20 protein-coding genes and 1 pseudogene are annotated in these 20,715 nt (G+C 53.6%); 19 read left to right on the forward strand and 2 right to left on the reverse strand.

Annotated features, from left to right (window positions below):
* Positions 1-41 precede the first annotated feature (41 nt).
* The 14 genes from D7Z26_RS08640 (at position 42) to sigG (ending at position 16,250) form a co-directional block, all read left to right on the forward strand.
* Entirely contained in the window at positions 42-1,529 is a 1,488-nt protein-coding gene (locus tag D7Z26_RS08640; protein ID WP_120975864.1) for a UDP-N-acetylmuramoyl-L-alanyl-D-glutamate--2,6-diaminopimelate ligase, read from the forward strand.
* Entirely contained in the window at positions 1,526-2,950 is a 1,425-nt protein-coding gene (locus tag D7Z26_RS08645) for a UDP-N-acetylmuramoyl-tripeptide--D-alanyl-D-alanine ligase (protein ID WP_147423840.1), read from the forward strand. Before D7Z26_RS08640 ends, D7Z26_RS08645 begins: the two co-directional genes overlap by 4 nt.
* 4 nt (positions 2,951-2,954) lie before the next feature.
* Complete coding sequence (mraY, locus tag D7Z26_RS08650) at positions 2,955-3,917, forward strand: phospho-N-acetylmuramoyl-pentapeptide-transferase (protein ID WP_120975868.1); 963 nt, start codon at positions 2,955-2,957, stop codon at positions 3,915-3,917.
* A gap of 16 nt (positions 3,918-3,933) precedes the next feature.
* The gene (gene murD / locus D7Z26_RS08655; protein WP_120975870.1) at positions 3,934-5,373 is read left to right on the forward strand and encodes a UDP-N-acetylmuramoyl-L-alanine--D-glutamate ligase; all 1,440 of its coding nucleotides are present in this window, start codon (positions 3,934-3,936) and stop codon (positions 5,371-5,373) included.
* Between the two features lie 45 nt (positions 5,374-5,418).
* A complete protein-coding gene (gene spoVE, locus D7Z26_RS08660; RefSeq protein ID WP_120975873.1) occupies positions 5,419-6,516 on the forward strand; it encodes a stage V sporulation protein E in 1,098 nt (365 codons plus the stop codon).
* 5 nt (positions 6,517-6,521) lie between these two features.
* The gene (gene murG, locus D7Z26_RS08665) at positions 6,522-7,634 is read left to right on the forward strand and encodes an undecaprenyldiphospho-muramoylpentapeptide beta-N-acetylglucosaminyltransferase (protein ID WP_120975875.1); all 1,113 of its coding nucleotides are present in this window, start codon (positions 6,522-6,524) and stop codon (positions 7,632-7,634) included.
* 153 nt (positions 7,635-7,787) lie between these two features.
* Positions 7,788-8,693, forward strand: a complete 906-nt coding sequence (gene murB, locus D7Z26_RS08670) for a UDP-N-acetylmuramate dehydrogenase (RefSeq protein ID WP_120975877.1) — start codon at positions 7,788-7,790, stop codon at positions 8,691-8,693.
* Positions 8,694-8,709: 16 nt separating this feature from the next.
* Positions 8,710-9,984 (forward strand): UDP-N-acetylglucosamine 1-carboxyvinyltransferase, encoded by a 1,275-nt coding sequence (gene murA, locus D7Z26_RS08675; protein ID WP_120976539.1) that lies wholly within the window; start codon positions 8,710-8,712, stop codon positions 9,982-9,984.
* An 83-nt stretch (positions 9,985-10,067) separates the two neighbouring features.
* Positions 10,068-10,853 carry a cell division protein FtsQ/DivIB gene (locus tag D7Z26_RS08680; RefSeq protein ID WP_120975879.1) on the forward strand — a complete coding sequence of 262 codons (786 nt, stop codon included), beginning with the start codon at positions 10,068-10,070 and terminating at the stop codon, positions 10,851-10,853.
* A 187-nt stretch (positions 10,854-11,040) separates the two neighbouring features.
* Positions 11,041-12,288, forward strand: a complete 1,248-nt coding sequence (ftsA, locus tag D7Z26_RS08685; protein WP_120975881.1) for a cell division protein FtsA — start codon at positions 11,041-11,043, stop codon at positions 12,286-12,288.
* Between the two features lie 52 nt (positions 12,289-12,340).
* Positions 12,341-13,477 (forward strand): cell division protein FtsZ, encoded by a 1,137-nt coding sequence (gene ftsZ, locus D7Z26_RS08690; RefSeq protein WP_120975883.1) that lies wholly within the window; start codon positions 12,341-12,343, stop codon positions 13,475-13,477.
* 193 nt (positions 13,478-13,670) lie between these two features.
* Positions 13,671-14,633 (forward strand): sigma-E processing peptidase SpoIIGA, encoded by a 963-nt coding sequence (gene spoIIGA / locus D7Z26_RS08695; RefSeq protein WP_120975885.1) that lies wholly within the window; start codon positions 13,671-13,673, stop codon positions 14,631-14,633.
* A 16-nt stretch (positions 14,634-14,649) separates the two neighbouring features.
* Positions 14,650-15,372, forward strand: coding sequence for an RNA polymerase sporulation sigma factor SigE (gene sigE / locus D7Z26_RS08700; protein ID WP_120975887.1), 723 nt, complete (start codon positions 14,650-14,652; stop codon positions 15,370-15,372).
* Positions 15,373-15,467: 95 nt separating this feature from the next.
* Positions 15,468-16,250: an RNA polymerase sporulation sigma factor SigG gene (sigG, locus tag D7Z26_RS08705; RefSeq protein WP_120975889.1), complete on the forward strand. Its 783-nt coding sequence runs from the start codon at positions 15,468-15,470 to the stop codon at positions 16,248-16,250.
* Between the two features lie 462 nt (positions 16,251-16,712).
* On the opposite strand, the gene D7Z26_RS08710 is transcribed toward sigG, so the two are convergent.
* Together D7Z26_RS08710 and D7Z26_RS28085 are read right to left on the reverse strand one after the other, a co-directional pair.
* Entirely contained in the window at positions 16,713-17,405 is a 693-nt protein-coding gene (locus D7Z26_RS08710) for a hypothetical protein (RefSeq protein WP_233566735.1), read from the reverse strand.
* A 57-nt stretch (positions 17,406-17,462) separates the two neighbouring features.
* Positions 17,463-17,636: pseudogene (locus tag D7Z26_RS28085) on the reverse strand (transposase); the annotation flags it as partial.
* A gap of 454 nt (positions 17,637-18,090) precedes the next feature.
* Here D7Z26_RS28085 and D7Z26_RS08715 point away from each other — a divergent pair.
* From D7Z26_RS08715 to D7Z26_RS08735, 5 genes are all read left to right on the forward strand, one after another.
* Positions 18,091-18,369 (forward strand): YlmC/YmxH family sporulation protein, encoded by a 279-nt coding sequence (locus D7Z26_RS08715; RefSeq protein ID WP_120975893.1) that lies wholly within the window; start codon positions 18,091-18,093, stop codon positions 18,367-18,369.
* Between the two features lie 66 nt (positions 18,370-18,435).
* On the forward strand, positions 18,436-19,266 hold the full coding sequence (pgeF, locus tag D7Z26_RS08720; RefSeq protein ID WP_120975895.1) for a peptidoglycan editing factor PgeF: 831 nt from the start codon (positions 18,436-18,438) through the stop codon (positions 19,264-19,266).
* 7 nt (positions 19,267-19,273) lie between these two features.
* Positions 19,274-19,972, forward strand: a complete 699-nt coding sequence (locus tag D7Z26_RS08725; RefSeq protein ID WP_120975897.1) for a YggS family pyridoxal phosphate-dependent enzyme — start codon at positions 19,274-19,276, stop codon at positions 19,970-19,972.
* A 2-nt stretch (positions 19,973-19,974) separates the two neighbouring features.
* Positions 19,975-20,436 carry a cell division protein SepF gene (locus D7Z26_RS08730; protein WP_120975899.1) on the forward strand — a complete coding sequence of 154 codons (462 nt, stop codon included), beginning with the start codon at positions 19,975-19,977 and terminating at the stop codon, positions 20,434-20,436.
* 7 nt (positions 20,437-20,443) lie between these two features.
* Positions 20,444-20,713 carry a YggT family protein gene (locus tag D7Z26_RS08735; RefSeq protein ID WP_120975900.1) on the forward strand — a complete coding sequence of 90 codons (270 nt, stop codon included), beginning with the start codon at positions 20,444-20,446 and terminating at the stop codon, positions 20,711-20,713.
* The last annotated feature ends 2 nt before the right edge of the window (positions 20,714-20,715 follow it).

Genomic DNA, 20,715 nt, shown 5'->3' on the forward strand with positions numbered 1-20,715 from the left:
GAAACGCATGTGAACTTGTCATCGTCAGGAGGACGCCACCTATGAACTTAGCCGAATTGTCGCAACAATTGCTGTTATCCCGGATCATCGGCGATCCGTCCGTCCGCGTGCTTAGCTTGGAGGCCGATTCAAGAAAAGCGAAGCCGGGCAATTTGTTTTTCTGCTTGCCCGGCCATACGGTCGACGGGCACGACTACGCCCCTCAAGCCGTCGCCGCGGGCGCGTCCGCGCTCGTCACGACGAGAGAATTGCCGTTGCCTATCGCGCAACTCGTCGTACCGGATACAAGACAGGCGCTCGCCGTGCTGGCGGATTATTTCTACGGCAAACCGTCGCACGCGCTTCGACCCGTCGGAATTACCGGAACGAACGGGAAAACGACGACGACGTATTTGATCGAACAGATATGGGCGGACGCGGGCGTATCCGCTGGCGTTATCGGCACGATCGAGACTCGTTATGCGGGCCAAAGCGTTCCGATGTCGGGTACGACTCCTGACGTGCTGGAGCTGCAGCGCATTTTCCGGTCGATGGCGGATGCCGGAACGGAACGATGCGTCATGGAGGTTTCCTCGCATGCGCTCGAACAGGGAAGAGTGAAAGGTACCCGGTTCCGGACCGCCGTATTCACGAATTTAACTCAGGATCACCTTGATTATCACGGTACGATGGAAGCTTATGAAGCGGCAAAAGGGTTGTTCTTCTCCCGCCTCGGCAACACGTATTCCAATAATCCGGGAGAGCGCAATTATGCCGTCTTGAACGCGGACGACGACGCTACGAAACGGTTCGCCAAGCTAACGTCCGCGGAAGTGCTGACTTACGGCATCGACAATGCCGCGGATATTAAAGCTTCCGAAGTGAAAATTACGTCGATGGGAACGACTTTTGCCCTCGAGACGTTTCTCGGGAATCGGCAAGTGAGCTTGCGTTTGGTAGGCAAGTTTAACGTCTATAATTCGCTTGCCGCGCTTGGAGTGGCGATATGCGAGGGAATCGGATTGGACGACGCGATACGCAGTCTCGAGCGGATTCCGGGCGTTCCCGGCCGCGTGGAACCGGTCGACGAAGATCAGGATTATGCCGTCATCGTCGATTACGCGCATACGCCGGACGGTTTGGAGAACGTATTGAACGCCGTAAAGGAGCTTGCCAAAGGCGAAGTGATCTGCGTATTCGGCTGCGGCGGCGATCGCGATAAGACGAAGCGCCCGCTGATGGGACGCATCGCTTCGGAGCTTGCGGACAAACTTATCGTGACGAGCGACAATCCGCGTTCGGAGGATCCGCTGGCTATCCTGCAAGATATTGAAGCGGGCTTGAAAGACGCGGGTGTTGCGCCCGAACGCTACGAACTGGAGCCCAATAGACGCTCCGCGATCGAAAAAGCGGTTGAAATGGCAAGCCCCGGCGATGTAGTATTGATTGCGGGGAAAGGGCACGAAACGTATCAAATCATCGGAGACGTTACGCATGATTTCGATGACCGTCTCGTGGCGAAAGAAGCGATAAGGAGTCGAAACAAGTGATGCAGGCAACGATTCGCGAAGTCGCGGAGTGGAGCGGCGCGTCAAGCATAATCGGTTTAACAAACGACGGCGAAAGACTCGTGCTGTCGGGCGTCTCTACGGATACGCGCCGGATCGCGCCGGGACAATTGTTCGTTCCGCTGCGGGGAGACCGGTTCGATGGGCACGATTACGTCCGCGCGGCGCGGGATGCGGGAGCTTCCGCCGCATTATGGGACGGCGGCGTGCGGGTTCCGAACGGAATCGATCTACCGCTCGTTATCGTCGATGATACGTTGGCGGCACTGCAAGCGTTGGCGGTCGGATACTTGCGCACGCTCGAAGCGAAGATCGTCGCGGTCACGGGAAGCAACGGCAAGACCACGACCAAGGACTTGATTTCTTCCGTACTGTCTACCGAGTTCCGCGTACATAAGACGGAAGGAAATTACAATAACCATATCGGGTTGCCGCTGACCGTGCTTAGCGCTCCCAAGCATACGCAAGCGCTCGTGCTGGAGTTGGGAATGAGCGGCGAAGGCGAGATTTCATTGCTGTCGTCGCTTGGTACGCCCGATATCGCCGTCGTTACGAACGTAGGCGAGTCTCATTTGCTTCAGTTGGGGTCGCGCAGGAATATCGCCCGCGCCAAACTGGAGATCGTCGACGGCTTGAAGCCGGGCGGCACGCTCGTCTATTACGGCGACGAACCGTTGCTCGTCGAGGAGCTTGCCGCCAAGCCCCTGATCAAGACGATCCGCACGGTAACGTTCGGCGAGAATACGGGCAACGATTGGATCGCCCGATACATTCGGGCGAACGCCGAAAGCACGAAATTCACGATCGGCGGGACAATGGGAGCGGACGAAGAGGAGAAGGCGTTCGAGTTGCCGGTGCCCGGCAGGCACAATGCGGTCAACGCGCTGGCGGCGATCGCGGTCGGCAGGCTGTTCGGCCTGTCGTTCGCCGCAATCGGAGAAGGCTTGAAGTCGGTGAAGCTAACCGGGATGCGGATAGAGCGCAGCGCGGCGAAGAACGGGGCAGTCATCCTTAACGACGCGTATAACGCCAGTCCGACGTCCGTCAGGGCCGCCATTAACCTCGTGGCCGAGCTGTCCGGGTACCGTCGCAAATGGATCGTGCTCGGAGACATGTTAGAGCTTGGCCCGAACGAAGCGGAAATGCATGCCGAAATCGGAAGCTACCTTAACGAAACGAAAGCCGACGAGGTACTTTTCTACGGACCGCTGTCTAATGATACGTACCGGGCGGCTCTCGCGAATTTTGCCGCGGGCCGGGCGAGATACTTTACGGACAAAGAGGCGTTGGCGGATGAGCTGCTCGACCGGCTCGATACGGACGATCTCGTCCTGGTGAAAGCTTCAAGGGGAATGAAAATGGAAGAAATCGTAACGATATTGCAGAAAGGAGCCAGAGGATAACGAAATGGACTATACTTCGATTTTTTGGACGCTCGGCGTCTCCTTCGTGCTTGCGGTACTATTCGGGCCTCTGTTCATTCCGCTGCTGCGCAGACTGAAGTTCGGGCAAACGGTCCGCGTGGACGGACCGGAGTCTCATCTGAAAAAAACGGGAACGCCTACGATGGGCGGGATTATCATACTCGTCGCCCTGACGCTCGCGTTTCTGAAGTTCGCCGACAGAGGTTTGGAATATTGGGCGCTCATCACGGCATGCCTCGGATTCGGATTGGTAGGTTTTCTGGACGATTATATCAAGATCGTATTCAAGCGTTCGCTCGGTTTAACCGCGAAGCAAAAGCTGTTCGGTCAGCTTCTGTTCGCCGCCATCTTCTGCTTTTTGCTATACCGGATGGATCATAGCACGGTCGTTAGCGTACCGGGCACCGGTTGGTCCTACGACTTGGGCTGGGCTTATTACGTTCTCGTCGTCATCATGTTTTTGGGCTCTACGAACGCCGTCAACTTTACGGACGGGCTAGACGGACTGTTGTCGGGGACAAGCGCCTTGGCATTCGGCGCGTTCGCGATTATCGCGCTGGAAGCGACGCAACCGCAATCGGCCGTATTCAGCGCCGCGGTCGTCGGAGCCGTGCTCGGGTTCCTCGTGTACAACGCGCATCCGGCGAAAATTTTCATGGGCGACACCGGCTCGTTAGGTCTTGGAGGCGGAATCGCGGCCGTAGCCATCCTGACGAAAACGGAGCTATTGCTGATCGTTATCGGAGGCGTTTTCGTACTCGAAATGTTATCCGTCATCATTCAAGTCGCTTCGTTCAAGACGCGGGGCAAACGGGTATTCAAGATGAGTCCGATTCATCATCATTTCGAACTGTCGGGCTGGTCCGAATGGCGGGTCGTCACGACGTTCTGGTTCGTTGGCCTATTGCTGGCGGGCGCGGGATTGTTGCTGTATAAGGCAAGCTAAAAAGGGGCAATAGCGGATGAGGCAACTGACATCATACCGGGGGCGGCACGTCGTCGTTCTCGGCCTGGCTAGAAGCGGCGTGGCCGCAGCCAAACTGTTCCATGGCATCGGAGCGGACGTCGTCGTCAACGACAAGAAAGAGCGGGAACAATGCCCTGAAGCCGACGAATTGACGGCTTTGGGCATTTCTGTTGTGTGCGGGCATCATCCGGACGGACTGGTAACGAAGGATACGGCCCTGTTGGTCAAAAATCCGGGCATTCCTTATTCCGCGCCTCCGATCGTCGATGCCGAACGGCTAGGCGTCGAGGTCGCGACCGAGGTCGAGGTCGCATGGCATCTGTCTCCGGCGCCGATCATCGGCATAACCGGTTCGAACGGTAAAACGACGACGACGACGCTGACCGGCGTTCTGCTCGAGGCCGCGGGACTGAAGCCGCTCGTCGCAGGCAACATCGGCAGACCGCTTAGCGAGGCCGCGCGGGAGGTTGCCGCGGACGGTTGGCTGGTCGCCGAGCTCAGCAGCTTTCAATTGAAGGGGACGACGGATTTCCGTCCGCGAATCGCCTGCCTGCTCAATGTTGCCGAAACGCATCTCGATTATCACGGCACGATGGAGGATTATGTCGACTCCAAGGCGAAATTGTTCGAGAACCAATCGGATGAGGACGTCGCGATCTACAACGAGGATGACGAAACGTGCCGACGGTTGGCGAAGAACTTCAAAGGCAGCTCGATGCCGTTTTCCGTCACTAGATCTTTACCCGTTGGCGTCATGGTCGAGCCTCCCTACGAGAACGTTAAGCCCGCCGAAGGAGAAGTCGAGTCCGAAGCGGAGAGATGGATCGTTCATCGCGCCGCCGACGGCGAAGAACGTCGAATTCTACGCGTCGACGAACTGGGCATTCCCGGACGCCATAACGCGGCGAACGCTCTGGCGGCCATCGCCATCGCGCTCGCGGCGGGAGCCGAGCCGGAACGTCTGGCGCAGCCTTTGCGCGATTTTCGCGGAGTGGAGCACAGATTGGAATACGTCGGAACGTTCGGCGGAGTAAAGTTCTACAACGATTCCAAGGCGACGAACCCGATGGCTACGACGATGTCGATTTTGTCATTGCCAGCTCCGCTCATCTTGGTGGCGGGCGGATTGGATCGCGGTTCCGACTACATGGAGCTGCTTCCGATTTTCCGCGACCGCCTGAAGGGTTTGGCGGCGCTTGGCGAGACGAGGGAAAAGCTGGGCCGGGTCGCGGCTATGTCCGGTTTAACGAGCGTGAAAATCGTCGAACCTGATAAGGACGCCGAGAGCACGCTCCGTCGAGCCGTAGAGGAAGCCGCCGCCATGGCGGAGCCGGGAGACATCGTTCTCCTGTCTCCCGCTTGCGCGAGTTGGGACATGTTTCCGTCCTATGAGGTTCGGGGCCGCATTTTTAAGCAATCGGCGCATACGTTGTAGAAGGGGGCTCGTCCCCACTTCTGCAAACCGTGAGGTGTCCGGTTCATGGCCAAAACCCGTTCCGTTCCCGATGTTTGGATGATCGCCGCTACGCTCGGCATACTGGCCATCGGAGTCGTGATGGTGTATAGCGCGAGCGCCGTCGCGGCTTTTCATGATTACGGCGATTCGTACTACTATGTGAAGCGGCAGTTAATATTCGCCGTGCTAGGCGTTGTCGCGATGTTCGTAACGATGAACGTGGAGTATACGTTCTGGAAGAAATGGGCGGTGCCGGCATTGCTGATTTGCTTCGGCATGCTCGTCATCGTGCTTGTTCCCGGGTTAGGCGTCGTTCGCGGAGGCGCCCGAAGTTGGCTAGGGATCGGCTCGCTCGGCATACAGCCGTCGGAGTTCATGAAACTGGCCATGATTATTTTTATCGCCAAGATGCTCTCGGAGCGTCAAAACCAGATCACCCAGTTTACGAAAGGGCTGCTTCCGCCGTTAAGTATTATCGGCGCGGCTTTCGCCCTGATCATGCTGCAGCCGGATTTGGGAACGGGAACGGTTATGATCGGAGCTTCGCTGCTTGCCATCTACGTGGCGGGCGCGCGAATTTCCCATCTCGGCGGCTTGGCGATGCTCGGCTTGCTGGGACTCGGCGGGCTGATCGCGGCGGCTCCTTATCGACTATTGCGAATTACGGCTTTCCTGGATCCCTGGCAAGATCCTCAAGGGGCGGGTTATCAATCGATCCAATCGCTATACGCGATCGGGCCCGGCGGACTTGTCGGTCTAGGTCTTGGGATGAGCCGACAAAAATATAATTATTTGCCGGAGCCGCAAACCGATTTTATTTTTTCCATCCTCGCCGAGGAATTGGGCTTTATCGGCGGCTCCCTGCTGATTCTATTATTCTTGTTGCTAATCTGGCGCGGCATGAGAACGGCGATTACGATATCCGATCCTTTCGGCAGCTTGCTTGCTACGGGGATCGTCGGTATTTTCGCCGTTCAGGTGCTCATCAATATCGGCGTCGTCATCGGTTTGCTGCCGATTACCGGCGTCACCCTGCCGCTCGTCAGCTATGGGGGCTCGTCGCTCACGCTGCTGCTGACGGCGCTCGGTATTTTGCTTAATCTATCCCGTTATTCGAGGTGACGTTCATGCGTGTCGTATTAACCGGCGGAGGCACGGGCGGGCATATTTATCCCGCTCTCGCCATCGGCCGCGAAATAACGGAAAGACAACCGGACTCGTCCACCCTGTACATCGGCACGAGTCGCGGCTTGGAAAGCCGGATCGTTCCGGAACAGGGCATTCCGTTCGAAGCGGTAGAGATTACCGGCTTTCGACGTTCCCTGTCTTGGGAAAACGTGCGAACCGTCATGAGATTCTATCAAGGCGTGCGTCGCTCCAAACAATTGCTTAAGAAATTCAAGCCCGACGTCGTCGTGGGCACCGGGGGATATGTGTGCGGGCCTGTCGTTTACGCAGCCTCCAAGCTCGGCATTCCGACGCTCATCCATGAGCAGAACGTCGTTCCCGGGCTGACGAACAAGTTTCTGAGCCGTTACGTCGATGGCGTAGCGGTTAGTTTCGCGGAATCCGTCCCTTTTTTCAATAAATGCAACGACGTGGAATATACGGGCAACCCGACCGCTACCCGCGTGTCGAACGCGGATCGCGACAAAGGCTTTGCTTCTCTCGGCCTCTTGCCGGGAACGCCGTTCATACTCGCGGTAGGCGGCAGCGGCGGAGCGCGGGCGTTGAACGAAGCTGTCATCCAGGCGGCTCCGTTACTCGGCAAGCTGCCGGGGACGCATCTAGTGTTCGTGACTGGCGAGAGATTCTACAAGGACGTGGAAGCCGAGATCAAACGTCGGTTGCCGGAGGCTTCCGGCCGCGTGCATGTCATACCCTACATCAAGAATATGCCTGACGTGCTTGCTGCCTCTTCGTTGTTCGTGGGCCGCGCGGGTGCATCCTTCCTCGCGGAAGTGACCTCTCTCGGCATTCCGTCAATCCTGATTCCTTCGCCCAACGTGACGAACAATCATCAGGAAGCGAATGCTCGCAGTCTTGCCGACGCGGGAGCGGCGATCATGATCTTAGAGAAACATTTAACCGGAGAGGCGCTGCATCGCGACATTAGCGCGATCATGTCCGACTCCGAACGCAGGAAACAAATGGCGCGCGCCTCCAAAGGATTAGGCATGCCTCGTTCGGCTTCATCCATCTACGAACAAATCTTGCGCATACAAAGCAAGAGAAAATAAATCGCATATTCGGGCTGGCTTGCCGGAACTAGGCGTTTGTCACCACCCCCGCCCAGCCGTCATAAGATACAGCGTGATCGTGACGGTCGAACCGGGGGCAACGGTAACGACGGCAACGCGCAGCCCTGAAGGACTTGTTAGGAGGATAACGCCATGCAGCAATTGGTCGCTGAGCTTAAACAAGCGGGAATTGGCGAAGTACGGACGAATGAACCGCTCGCCGGATATACGACTTGGAAGATCGGCGGGCCTGCGGATTTATTTCTCGTCCCGAATAACGATGAGGAACTCGCAACGTCATTGCGGCTATTGCGCGGCTATGACGTGCCCTGGTGCATGCTCGGAAGGGGCTCCAATACGCTGGTGTCGGATAAAGGGGTTCGAGGAGCCGTCATTAAGTTGGGCGACGGTTTCGACGAAGTGCGTTTCGATGGCGGGACGGTGTTCGCGGGCGCATCGTATTCGTTCATCAAGCTGTCGGTCATGGCCGGCAAACAAGGCCTTACCGGATTGGAATTCGCGGGAGGAATTCCGGGAACGGTAGGCGGCGCCGTGTACATGAACGCCGGAGCCCACGGTTCGGACATATCACGTATCTTACAGTCAGCCGACGTCGTCTGGGATGACGGAAGTCGCGCGGAGCTCGGGAAAGATGAGATGGCGTTTTCTTATCGCCACTCCATTTTGCAGGAACGGCGCGGGATCGTGACCCGTGCGGTATTCCGTCTGGAAGAGGGAGACCGCAAGGAGATTGCCGCCGCGCTGGCGACGTACAAAGATCGTCGCCGTCGGACCCAACCGCTGCAGATGGCATGCGCGGGCAGCGTATTCCGCAATCCGCCGAACGATCATGCCGCGAGGCTGATCGAATCGGCCGGATTAAAGGGAATGCGGGAAGGAGCCGCGGAAGTTTCTACCGTGCACGCGAATTTCATAGTCAACCATGGCGGCGCTAGAGCTGAGGACGTCCTCGCCCTCATCCGACGAGTTCAACGAACGATCGCGGAAGCTTACGGCATCGAGCTCGTACCGGAGGTACTCATGTTGGGTGAGCGGTAATCCGGAGGTGAAACCCTTGGACAATTTGGTGATTGAAGGCGGACAGCCGCTTTCGGGCACCATTCGTATCCACGGAGCCAAAAATGCTGCTTTGCCGATTTTGGCTGCCAGCTTGCTCGCGGAAGGAAAAGTTACGATCCGCAACGTTCCCCGGCTGCTAGACATTGAAGTCATGCTGGATATTTTGCGCGATCTCGGGTGTAATGCCCGACATCAGGATACGGTGGTAACGGTCGATTCGGCGGTAGCGACTTCCTCTCACATTCCGGAGACGCTTATGCGGAAAATGCGCTCTTCCGTGTTTTTGATGGGACCGTTGCTCGCGCGCTTCGGGGAAGTTCAGCTCTATCAGCCGGGCGGTTGCGCCATCGGCGAAAGAAAGATCGATTTACACTTGCGCGGACTAGAAGCATTAGGAGCGCATGTCGAAGAGAAGGGCAGCAGAATCGTCTGCACGGCCCGACGCCTGAAAGGCGCCGAAATCAGCTTGGATTTTCCTAGCGTCGGAGCCACTGAGAATATCATGATGGCCGCCGTTTTGGCGCAAGGTAGAACGACGATTATCGGAGCCGCTAGGGAGCCCGAGATTCAGGATTTGCAGCATTTCTTGAATACGATGGGAGCCCGGGTCAGCGGGGCGGGTACGGATACGATGACGATAGACGGCGTAGATTCTTTAAAAGGCTGCGACTTCGAAGTGATACCCGACCGGATCGTTACCGGTACGGTCATGGTTGCCGCGGCGGCTACCCGGGGAGAAGTCACGCTGGAAAATACGAATCCGACGCACCTGACCTCCTTGATTCACGTCCTGCGCCGAGCCGGTGTTCAAATCGAGGTTGGCAATGATATAATGAGGGTCGGCGCTTACAAGCGATCGGTCGCGGTAGACCGCATCGTGACGTCTCCTTACCCCGCATTCCCTACGGATCTGCAAGCTCAGGTTATGACGTTGCTTGCGCTATCGGATGGCGTCAGCGTCATAAAGGAGACGATCTTCGAAGGGCGGTTCAAGCACGTCGACGAATTATGCCGCATGGGAGCCGACATTCGGGTAGATCTGAACAATGCCTTTATTCGCGGAGTTCCGCAATTGTACGGGACGACGGTCGAAGCGACGGATTTGAGGGCAGGCGCCGCGCTCGTAATCGCGGGCTTGGCCGCGCAAGGCCGGACGGTCGTGGAGCAAGTGCACCACATCGACCGCGGATACGACAGGATCGAAGAGATGTTCCGTCTCATCGGAGGCAATATTTCTCGAGAAGTGCAATCTAGCAAGGTTTACAGCTAACGGAGATACGTTCCCCGCCGCAGAAGCCTTCTTCCGCGCCGGGGATTTTTGTGAATCGGATATGGACAAGGGAGGGATGGACGATGGCCGATAGAATTCCAGCGCTTAAGCGCGATGGAGCGATTCCGCGAACGCGCCGCAACAAGAGGTTGCTGACCATTTTGGTCGCTCTTGTCGCGATCGTGCTTGTCGCCCTGTTTTTCCGTTCCCCGCTATCTAAAATATCGGAAATCCAAGTAACGGGCACGACCTTTTTAACTCATGAAGAAGTAACCGGCGAACTGGGCGTGGCCGTGGGAGATTCGTTTTTCTTCCCGAGCATCGGTAAGCTTAAAGCCAGGATGGCCGGATTAAAGCCGGTGCAGAGCCTGACTATCATTAAGAATTTTCCGGGAGTTCTCCGAGTGGAAGTGAAAGAGTATCCGCAAGTGGCGATTCAACTGGCACCCGACGGCAAAGTGTCCGCGGTGCTGGCCAATGGGGTCGTACTGCCGCTGCCCGAAGGCAAAATGTTGGACAAGCCGATTCTCTCGGACTGGAAGTCGGACGATCCGAATTTAGCGGCGTTGTGCACGGCGCTGAGCGGGCTGCCAAGTTATTTGCTGGCGGATTTGTCGGAGATCCATCCCGATCCGTCGACCGCTTATCCTAATCGGATTAAGCTGTTCACTCGTTCCCGATTCGAAGTCGTGACAACGATCGATTTTTTACCGGATAAAATTTCTTATCTTAGCGATATCGTGCAAAACCGCGAGCCAGGCAAGATAATAATGTTGGAAGCGGACAGTTATTTGCCTTATTCCGCGGAAAATGTTACGGATGGAGCGCAGGCTGCCGATAAAGTTAAGGAAAAGGACTCTACTCAATAAACCAAAAGAATGCTAGAATTTCATTTATGGGCGAATTGGGTATATCATTAGAGTGCCTAATCTAGTACAATAACGATCCTTAAAAAAATTGTAGAAAAAAGAGGGAAAACCTCGTGGATGTGGAATTAGTAGAGGAAGCATCCCTAGTACGCAGCTACTTTCATCGATTTACGGGAGGTGCCACCGGTTGAGCAATAACGACCTCATCGTCAGCCTGGATATAGGAACGTCCAAGATCCGGGTGATTATCGGGGAGATCAGCAACGGGGCCATTAACATCATTGGCGTAGGATCCGCAGATTCCGATGGAATCCGCAAAGGCGCCATTGTCGATATTGACCAAACCGTGCAGTCCATCCGCAATGCCGTTGATCATGCCGAGCGCATGGTGGGCATTGGAATTAGCGAGGTTTACGTCGGGATCTCCGGCAATCATATCGCTTTGCAGAGCAATCACGGCGTCGTAGCCGTCTCCAACGAAGATCGCGAGATCGGCGAAGAAGATATCGAACGTGTTTTGCAAGCGGCCAAAGTGGTTGCTTTGCCGCCTGAACGGGAAATCATCGGTCTAGTTCCCAAACAATTTTTAGTAGACGGTCTGGCGGATATTCAAGATCCGCGCGGCATGATCGGAGTTCGGCTTGAAGTCGAATGTACGATTATTACCGGTACCAAGGCAGCAGTACATAACTTGATGAGATGCGTAGAGAAGGCAGGCCTGCGTATTTCCGGCCTAATCTTGATGTCGCTGGCGTCGGGTATGATGGCTCTGACTAAAGACGAGAAACAAATGGGAACCGTGCTTGCGGATATCGGAGCGGGTTCGACTACGCTTGCGATTTTCGAAGGAGGCAGCCTTGCCGCTGTTTCAACGCTCCCGATCGGCGGAGATTACGTAACGAGCGATATTTGTTACGGTCTCAAGACGCAAACGGAGCACGCGGAGAAAATCAAGCTGAAGTACGGGTGCGCCCGTACGGACGACTCGGCGGAAGATTTGAAATTCAAGGTTATGAGAGTCGGAAGCAATATGGAAAAGGAATTCTCGCAGCTCGATCTCGCGAACATCATCGAGCCTCGCATGCAAGAAATTTTCCAAATGATCCGCCAAGAGGTCAAACGTCTCGGTTACCACGACAAAATCAACGGTTATGTACTTACGGGCGGTTCCGTTTCATTGCCTAGCGTGCTTCCGTTGGCTCAGATCGAATTGGAGTCGAACGTGAGGATCGCCGTGCCGGATTACATCGGCGTAAGAGATCCCTCTTTTAGCAGCGGGGTCGGCATGATTCAATACGTAACCAAATACGTTCGTACGCGCGGCGCAGCGGGAGCCAAACGGGCACCGAAAGCGAAAGCGGCCGGAAGCGCGAGTTCGGCTCCCAAGCCTGGCATTGTTGAATGGTTCAAGAACATGTTCAAGGAATTCATTTAAGCCGCCGCTTATTAGGAACCATTCATGCGAAGCAAGGAGGAGTTAGCAAATTATGTTGGAGTTTGATTTTGAAATGGAACCACTTGCGAAAATCAAAGTCATCGGAGTCGGTGGCGGCGGCAGTAACGCTGTAAACCGCATGATTGAGAATGGCGTTAAGGGCGTCGAGTTCATTACCGTGAACACGGACGCGCAAGCCTTGCACTTAACGAAATCCGAACAAAAGCTGCAAATCGGGGACAAGCTTACCCGCGGTCTCGGGGCAGGCGCTAACCCAGAGGTGGGTAAGAAAGCGGCCGAGGAATCACGTGAGTTCATTACCAATACGTTGAAAAACGCAGACATGGTATTCGTTACGGCCGGTATGGGCGGAGGCACCGGAACGGGCGCTGCTCCCGTTATCGCGGAATTAGCCAAAGAATGCGGCGCGCTCACCGTGGGCGTCGTTACTCGTCCGTTCACCTTCGAAGGACGTAAGCGTTCTGCGCAAGCCGATCTCGGAATCGAAGCGCTGAAGGAAAAAGTAGACACGCTTATCGTTATTCCTAACGATAGGTTGCTAGAGATCGTCGACAAGAAGACGCCGATGATGGAAGCTTTCCGCGAAGCGGATAACGTATTGCGCCAAGCGGTTCAAGGGATTTCCGACTTGATCGCCGTTCCGGGACTTATCAACCTCGATTTCGCCGACGTGAAGACGATCATGACGGAGCGCGGTTCCGCTCTCATGGGAATCGGAACGGCGACGGGCGAGAACCGCGCGATGGATGCGGCTCGCAAAGCAATCATGAGCCCATTGCTCGAGACTTCGATCGAAGGCGCTCGCGGCATTATCATGAATATTACGGGCGGCTCTAACCTGAGCTTATTTGAAGTCAATGAAGCTGCCGAGATCGTCATTTCCGCTTCCGATCCGGAAGTGAATATGATTTTCGGCGCAAGCATCGACGATAACATGAAGGACGAGATCAAAGTTACCGTAATCGCGACAGGTTTCGAACATCGGAATGCGGCACGTCGTCAAGTACCGACGTCTACACCGCAACCGCAAGTTCAAGCGGAGCCGACCAGCGCGAACGATAACCGTGCGTCCGGCAACAATCTTCGTCCGTTCGGCAATCAGAGCTTGTCGAGCGACCAACTGGACATTCCAGCGTTTTTACGCAATCGTCCGCGCGGCGATCGTTAATTCGAATAGCTATTTCGATAAGAACTCCGGTCCACATTTGTGGGCCGGAGTTCTTTTTTCATGTCGACAAAAAAAGGTTTGGAAGGTCGGCAAGATTAGACAGACTCCGAATTTGAAAGCGATTATACTGGGTTCATCCATCCCGGATGCTCATCGAAAACCTTACCGGGCGATCAAGGATGGGGGGATTCCCATGGTCGTATACGTCGATCTTGTTTTTTTTGACAATCTGGCCGTCGATGCTGCCGTGCTTCTTGCGACGGCTAAAGTCCGGCATCTAAGACCGCCGCGTAAACGTCTTTTCTCCGCCGCGTCTCTAGGGGCGCTCTACGCTGCGGCAATGTTTATGGCCGATATTCCATACCTCTATTCTTTCTGGGTTAAGGTATTGGTATCGCTCCTCATGGTGCTGCTTACTTTCGGGTATGGAGATCCCAAGCTGTACCTGCGGAACTTCGGAACTTTTTACTTGGTTAATTTCGCGACGCTCGGAGGAGTCATCGGAATCTCTTTTTTGCTTCGATCCTTCGATTCTCCTTGGGACGTAATGAAGACCGCGTCCGATGGCGCGATCTTCCTCAAATGGCAGATGCAGCTCGTCATCTACGTTATCGCCTTTCTGCTCTCCCTATGGTTATACCGAAGTACATCCGAGACGCGCGCCAAGCGCCAAGAGCTCGAGCAGTTGTTCTGGGATATCGAAATTAGAGTGGAAGATGGCTGTTGGCCGGTAAAAGGATTGCTAGACACCGGCAACCGGTTATACGAACCTTTGACTCGCATACCTGTAATGATCCTGGAAGCGAGCGTATGGAAGGAACAATTGCCTTCAGGCTGGTCGGAACGACTCAAGAGCGTGGCTCCGGACGTGTTGCTCACCGAGATGGACGCAAGCTCATCCGAATATGAATCATGGAGCAAACGATTCCGGCTTATCCCCTATCGTACGGTCAACGGAGGCACTCGTCTTATGCTGGCGGTTAAGCCCGATCTTGTCCTGCTGTCGCGGGAAGGACATCCCCCTCTGCAAGTGAGTCGTGTACTTATCGGCTTGGATGGAGGCACGTTGTCATCCGAAGGAACTTATCGCGCCATCGTCCACCCCGACATGGCTCAAGCCGGCAACGCACCGTCGGCTCCATCACAACCCGCTTGACAGGAGGTTAGCAGAAATGATCGTAAACTTGAAATTAAGGTCCCAGTTATCGTTGTATCGCCTGTTATTCTGGTTAGGTTGGAAGAGCGAGGAAGTCCATTACATCGGTGGGAGCGAAGCTCTCCCGCCGCCGCTGAGCCGAGAAGAAGAGGAATACTTGCTGGAGAGACTATCTACCGGCGATGCCGCAATCCGCGCGATGCTTATCGAGCGTAATTTGCGTCTTGTCGTCTACATCGCTCGCAAATTCGAGAACACGGGCATCCATATTGAGGATCTCGTATCGATCGGGGCAATCGGACTTATTAAAGCGGTCAACACGTTCGATCCCGATAAAAAAATAAAGTTGGCTACGTATGCTTCGCGTTGCATCGAGAATGAGATCCTTATGTACTTAAGGCGCAACAGCAAAACAAGAACCGAAGTTTCATTCGACGAGCCGCTAAATATCGATTGGGATGGCAACGAGCTGTTGCTTTCCGATGTGCTCGGGACGGAAAACGATACGATTTATCGTAACATCGAAGAACAGGTAGATCGCAAATTATTGCATAAAGCACTCGACAAACTCAGCGAGAGAGAACGTACGATTATGGAGCTGCGATTCGGCTTGGCAGACGGGGAAGAGAAGACTCAGAAGGATGTTGCCGACTTGCTCGGGATATCCCAATCCTATATTTCGAGGCTCGAAAAACGTATTATTAAGCGACTTCGTAAGGAATTTAACAAAATGGTGTAGAAGTTGCGAGAAAATTCGAGCTTTTCCAACGGGGGAATAAAATGCCCCTTCCCGGAGATACTTTACATTAATGCTGCTCCCCGGGAGGGATTGCCTTGACCCGCAACAAAGTGGAGATTTGTGGAGTGGACACCTCAAAGCTGCCCGTTCTAACTAACGCCGAAATGAGGGAGCTATTTCTTGCTCTGCAAACCCGAGGAGAAATCGCCGCCCGAGAAAAATTGGTAAATGGCAATTTGCGTTTGGTGCTCAGTGTCATTCAAAGGTTTAACAACCGCGGAGAGTTCGTCGATGATTTATTCCAAGTCGGATGCATCGGCCTCATGAAAGCCATCGATAATTTCGATCTCGGCCAAAACGTTCGGTTCTCGACATACGCCGTACCGATGATCATCGGCGAAATCCGACGTTACTTAAGGGACAACAATCCGATTCGCGTGTCCCGTAGCTTGCGGGATATCGCGTACAAAGCGTTGCAAGTAAGAGACCAACTGACCAACCTGCACTCGCGCGAACCGACCATATTGGAAATCTCCCAGGTTTTGAACGTGCCGAAGGAGGATATCGTATTCGCGCTCGATGCGATTCAAGATCCGGTGTCGTTATTCGAACCGATTTACCATGACGGCGGGGATCCCATTTTCGTTATGGATCAGATCAGCGACGAGCGCAACAAGGATATTCAATGGATCGAAGAAATCGCCTTGCGCGAAGCGATGAGAAAATTAAACGATCGTGAAAAAATGATTTTATCCATGCGCTTCTTCGAGGGTAAAACCCAAATGGAAGTCGCCGACGAAATCGGCATCTCGCAAGCTCAAGTATCCCGTCTCGAGAAATCGGCCATTCAACAAATGCAAAAACACGTCAAAACATAAACTCGCCGCTAAGAGGATGAATCGATGATTCATCCTCTTTTTCATGCCGATTGCCGATCCCTTCAAAAAAACCTTTTCTTGGCCAATTCGTTTTCCAGGGTCCTCACTCAAATCTCCTATGTCCATTATCCCCTTCGCTCAGTTCAGCTTAGTTCAGCTCAATGCAGCTCAATGAAGCTTATTTCATCTCAGTTCAACTCAGTGCGCTTGATCCAATACTCGATGTTAGAGGATTCAGCGAAAAAGAAATGATGAGAACAACCGTAGAAGATCATTAACTTGAATGGTCTTGCCAGGTCCTCGTGTCTTCTACTCCGCTATGTCCATTATCCCCCTCGATCAGGAAAAGTGCGTAACTTCAGAATATGTGTGAGCAAATTTAATTTTTATTAACCCATTAGCCAATTTTCGAGGATAATGATTTCGGATATCGCATTCGAACAAATCAAAAATACATTGAATTTAACTCGCGTTCTTCAATTGTTCGAGATAACTGCGTTTGTGCTGGGATGCATCATTTTTGCGACGAATGAGGGTAGGGTATTTCAAGGTCGGGGTAATTGCACACCAAGTTAATAAAACTTCGAAACGATCATTATTCCGATGCTTCTGGATGAAGTCAAAACAGAATTGGTCGAGATAAGATTGAAGATGTTTGGGTCCGATGCCGTTAAAAGTATCGTTAATCCAGCATGCTGCTTGTTTGCATAGCCGAATGATATCCCTGTGTCTATGTATACTGAATTTCAATATGACCACGGACAAATTCTCTCGCGAGGGATCGACATGCTGTTGAACGAATTGATGGCCGCCTGAAGGTACGATTCTATCGTAAACAAGATGCTCGTCGGGCACTTGTTTGATCTTAAGGTAATTCATATGACCATCGGAGCCGACCGAGACTCCGGCGAGTAAAGGTTGTTCTTGCGGATGGCGATAGACGGTCGGATTGTAGGGCTTGCCGTATACGCCCCAGTTAACCTTTACGATGCCGGTAAGAAGCGTTGACGAGTCGGACGTGCTCATCGCATGACGAATCTTGTGGCAGATGAGCCAGGCGGTTTTGTAGGTCGTTCCGATAATGGAAGCTAATCGTGTTGCGCTTATGCCATGCGGGGCCGCATGCAAGTAAAGCGCCTGAAACCACAAGCGCAAGGGAGTGCGGGTTCCTTCCATTATCGTTCCTGAGATTAGGGAAGTTTGAGTATGACAATTCGCGCACTCGAAAAGCGGTAATCTGCGGGATCTGATGATATAAAAATAGGAGGTATCGCAATGTGGACAACGGAATCCATCCGGCCATCGGGCGGAAAATAGAGCCTGCGTGCAAACTTCTTCATTGTTGTATTTATCGCAAAACTGTTCAAATGAATAGGAGTGGGTCACGCAATTCTCACCGCCTTATATGAGAACATTTGTTCTCTTTTATTGTAAAGGAGCACTGAGATTTGGTCAAGCATTTTCGAGGAAAAAGTTGTAAATAATGGTGCGGTCTTGAGGTACAATTACTGAGCGAACGGGATAATAGTCATAAGAGGAAAGTGAGGGATTAGGCTAGCTCGAACTGAGCGAACGGGATAATGGTCATAAGAGGAAATTGAGGGATTAGGCTAGCTCAAACTGAGCGAACGGGATAATGGCTATAGGAGGAAAATGAGGGGATTGGCCACCACCAACCTGAGTGAAGGGGATAATGGACATAGGCGTCCAAGACTGACCGGAAACTGGACAAGGCTCGAATATATTCGGGATCGCGACGAACCGAGCCGTACATTTTTCCAGACTGGCTCATATAGTTAATACTAGGGTACGAATGCCCGGCGGACTGGGGGCGAGAAGGTTGAAAATATCCGATTTTCAGACGAAGGACGTTATTAACATCGTGGATGGGAAGAAGCTCGGCCAAGTGAGCGATCTGGAGCTGGATTTGCGCCAAGGAAGAATCGACGCCATCGTCGTGCCTACATCTACTCGACTATTCGGTATGTTCGGAGGCGGGAACGACGTCGTCATCCCGTGGAGGAATATCGTCAAAATCGGAACCGACGTTGTGTTGGTGAGGCTCGATGACGCCAAGGTGTACCGGCTGGAAGACGGGGAACAACACGTCGGGAGATAGCGCGCCAAGGCGCCTTTCTTCCGATCGTAGTTGAGCTATGGTAAACTGGTGGCGGAGGTGCATGCAATGGAACCCTTTCAACTCCGCGAAGACTTAGAAGGTCAGCCGTTATTCATGTTAGGAAAATGGTGCGAAGAGACCGGGCTAAGCGCCGGATTCACGTCAAGGCAGACGGGGAATGTCGCGCTTCATGTCGGAGATGACCCTGCAGCAGTCATCGGCAATCGGATAAGGTTAACAGATCAAATCGCGTGGCCTTTCGAGGCGTTTACGTGCGCGGAACAGGTGCACGGTATCGAGGTGCGCGTAATTAAGGAAAACGATATCGGGAGCGGCCGCAATAACCGGGAGAGCGCATTGCCGAATACGGATGCGATCATCACGAACGTTCCAAACGTGTTTCTCGCGATGTTTTTCGCGGACTGCGTTCCGCTCTATTTTTACGATCCGGTTACGAAAAGCATGGGACTAGCCCACGCAGGATGGAAAGGGACGGTTGCGGATATAGCCGCCGTTACGGTCGAGAAAATGCGAGCCGAATTCGGTAGTCTGCCGGAAAACCTATGGGCCGCGATCGGACCATCGATCGAAGGCTGCTGCTACGAAGTGGACGAATCCGTGTTAACTCATGTTCGTCCGATCGTGGATTCGATACGCGAGAGAGATCCCTTATGGAACGCGTCGGAAGCCGTCAAATCAAGCGATCGGGAAGGCCGAGCCTATCTCGACTTGAAACATTTGAACCGACAACTTATGATAAAAGCAGGAATTATGCCGAGCCGCATCGAAATGTCTTCATGGTGCACTGGCTGTCGAACGGACTTGTTGTTTTCCCATCGCAAGGAGAATGGAGCTACGGGTCGGATGATGAGCTGGTTAGGCAGGAAATCGAGGTGATCGTTTCATGACCCTGCGGAATCGTCTGCATGACGTTGAAGCGCGGCTGGAACAGGCTTGTTTAAGAAGCGGCAGGCAACGCGGCGACGTTCGAATTATCGCCGTAACGAAATACGTTTCCGTTGCGACCGCGGAGGCGGCCGTGCGGGAGGGCATAACCCATATCGGTGAAAATCGTTGGCCGGACGCCAAAGCCAAATGGGATGCGTTGCAAGGACAAGCTCTTTTTCATTACATAGGCTCATTACAGACGAATAAGGTTAAAGATGTCGTTGGGAAATTCGATTACATTCATTCCCTGGACCGAATGTCGTTAGCCGAAGCGATCCAAGGTCGCGCGGAGAAGCTGGATATTCAGGTGCCTTGTTTGTTGCAAGTCAACGTGTCGGGCGAGGAGTCGAAGCATGGCTTAGCCCCGGAGCAAGTACGATCATTTCTAGCCGATCTTCGGAAAATGAATCGCATTCGGCCGATCGGTCTAATGACAATGGCTCCTTACGAGAGCGAGCCGCATGCGACCAGACCCGTGTTCCGTGCTCTAAGAGCATTGCGGGACGAGCTTAACTGTATGGAGCTTACGGACGAGCCGATTACGGAACTCTCGATGGGAATGTCCAACGACTTCGAAATCGCCGTGGAAGAAGGCGCGACGATGGTGCGTTTGGGAACCGTGCTAGTAGGGAAAGAAGAAATAGGGGAGGGGTAGTGATGGGCGTGATGAATAAATTTCTGAATTATTTGGGTTTGCAGGAAGAGCATGAGCAAAACCTCGACCAAGATCGCGACAGATTCGTAGGAACGGAAGAGCAAGAAATTGAAACCCCCGCTTTCGATTCGCGTAAACAATCAGGAAAGAATAACGTCGTAAGCATTCATTCCCAGAAGAACGCCAGGGTCGTGCTAACCGAACCCCGTTCTTATGACGAGGCCCAGGATATCGCGGATCAGTTGAAATCGCGTCGCTCCGTCGTCGTAAATCTTCAGCGCGTGAGAAGGGACCAAGCCATTCGGATCGTCGATTTCTTAAGCGGCACCGTATATGCGCTTGGCGGCCATATCTCTAAGCTTGGATCGGATATTTTTCTTTGCACGCCGGATTCGGTGGAAATATCGGGTTCGATAACGGAGATGTTGTCCGAGGAAGCCTCCGACTACCCTAAAATGAGGTGACACCAGGTTGGATCAAGTAGAAAAATACGTTTGGTTGTTGTACAACATCTACCGTTACATGCTCATCATTTACGTGCTTATGTCCTGGTTGCCTTCCGTACGGGAAAGCTATGTCGGAGAATTGTTAGGCAAGCTGGTCGAGCCTTACTTGAAGCCGTTTCGGCGCTTAATTCCCCCGATCGGCGGCGTCTTGGATATTTCGCCGATTATCGCGTTTTTCTCTTTGTGGTTCGTAGCGCAAGGATTAATCGCAGTACTTAGCCTAGTCGTTCAATAAAG

The sequence above is a fragment of the Cohnella endophytica genome, from assembly GCF_003628305.1.
Lineage (GTDB): Bacteria > Bacillota > Bacilli > Paenibacillales > Paenibacillaceae > Cohnella > Cohnella endophytica.

Excerpts from the sequence above, each read along its gene's own strand:
- D7Z26_RS08640 (WP_120975864.1), top strand. The coding sequence starts at position 42 with ATGAACTTAGCCGAATTGTCGCAACAATTGCTGTTATCCCGGATCATC.
- mraY (WP_120975868.1), top strand. The coding sequence starts at position 2,955 with ATGGACTATACTTCGATTTTTTGGACGCTCGGCGTCTCCTTCGTGCTT.
- murD (WP_120975870.1), top strand. The coding sequence starts at position 3,934 with ATGAGGCAACTGACATCATACCGGGGGCGGCACGTCGTCGTTCTCGGC.
- spoVE (WP_120975873.1), top strand. The coding sequence starts at position 5,419 with ATGGCCAAAACCCGTTCCGTTCCCGATGTTTGGATGATCGCCGCTACG.
- murG (WP_120975875.1), top strand. The coding sequence starts at position 6,522 with ATGCGTGTCGTATTAACCGGCGGAGGCACGGGCGGGCATATTTATCCC.
- murB (WP_120975877.1), top strand. The coding sequence starts at position 7,788 with ATGCAGCAATTGGTCGCTGAGCTTAAACAAGCGGGAATTGGCGAAGTA.
- D7Z26_RS08680 (WP_120975879.1), top strand. The coding sequence starts at position 10,068 with ATGGCCGATAGAATTCCAGCGCTTAAGCGCGATGGAGCGATTCCGCGA.
- ftsZ (WP_120975883.1), top strand. The coding sequence starts at position 12,341 with ATGTTGGAGTTTGATTTTGAAATGGAACCACTTGCGAAAATCAAAGTC.
- spoIIGA (WP_120975885.1), top strand. The coding sequence starts at position 13,671 with ATGGTCGTATACGTCGATCTTGTTTTTTTTGACAATCTGGCCGTCGAT.
- sigE (WP_120975887.1), top strand. The coding sequence starts at position 14,650 with ATGATCGTAAACTTGAAATTAAGGTCCCAGTTATCGTTGTATCGCCTG.
- pgeF (WP_120975895.1), top strand. The coding sequence starts at position 18,436 with ATGGAACCCTTTCAACTCCGCGAAGACTTAGAAGGTCAGCCGTTATTC.
- D7Z26_RS08725 (WP_120975897.1), top strand. The coding sequence starts at position 19,274 with ATGACCCTGCGGAATCGTCTGCATGACGTTGAAGCGCGGCTGGAACAG.
- D7Z26_RS08730 (WP_120975899.1), top strand. The coding sequence starts at position 19,975 with ATGGGCGTGATGAATAAATTTCTGAATTATTTGGGTTTGCAGGAAGAG.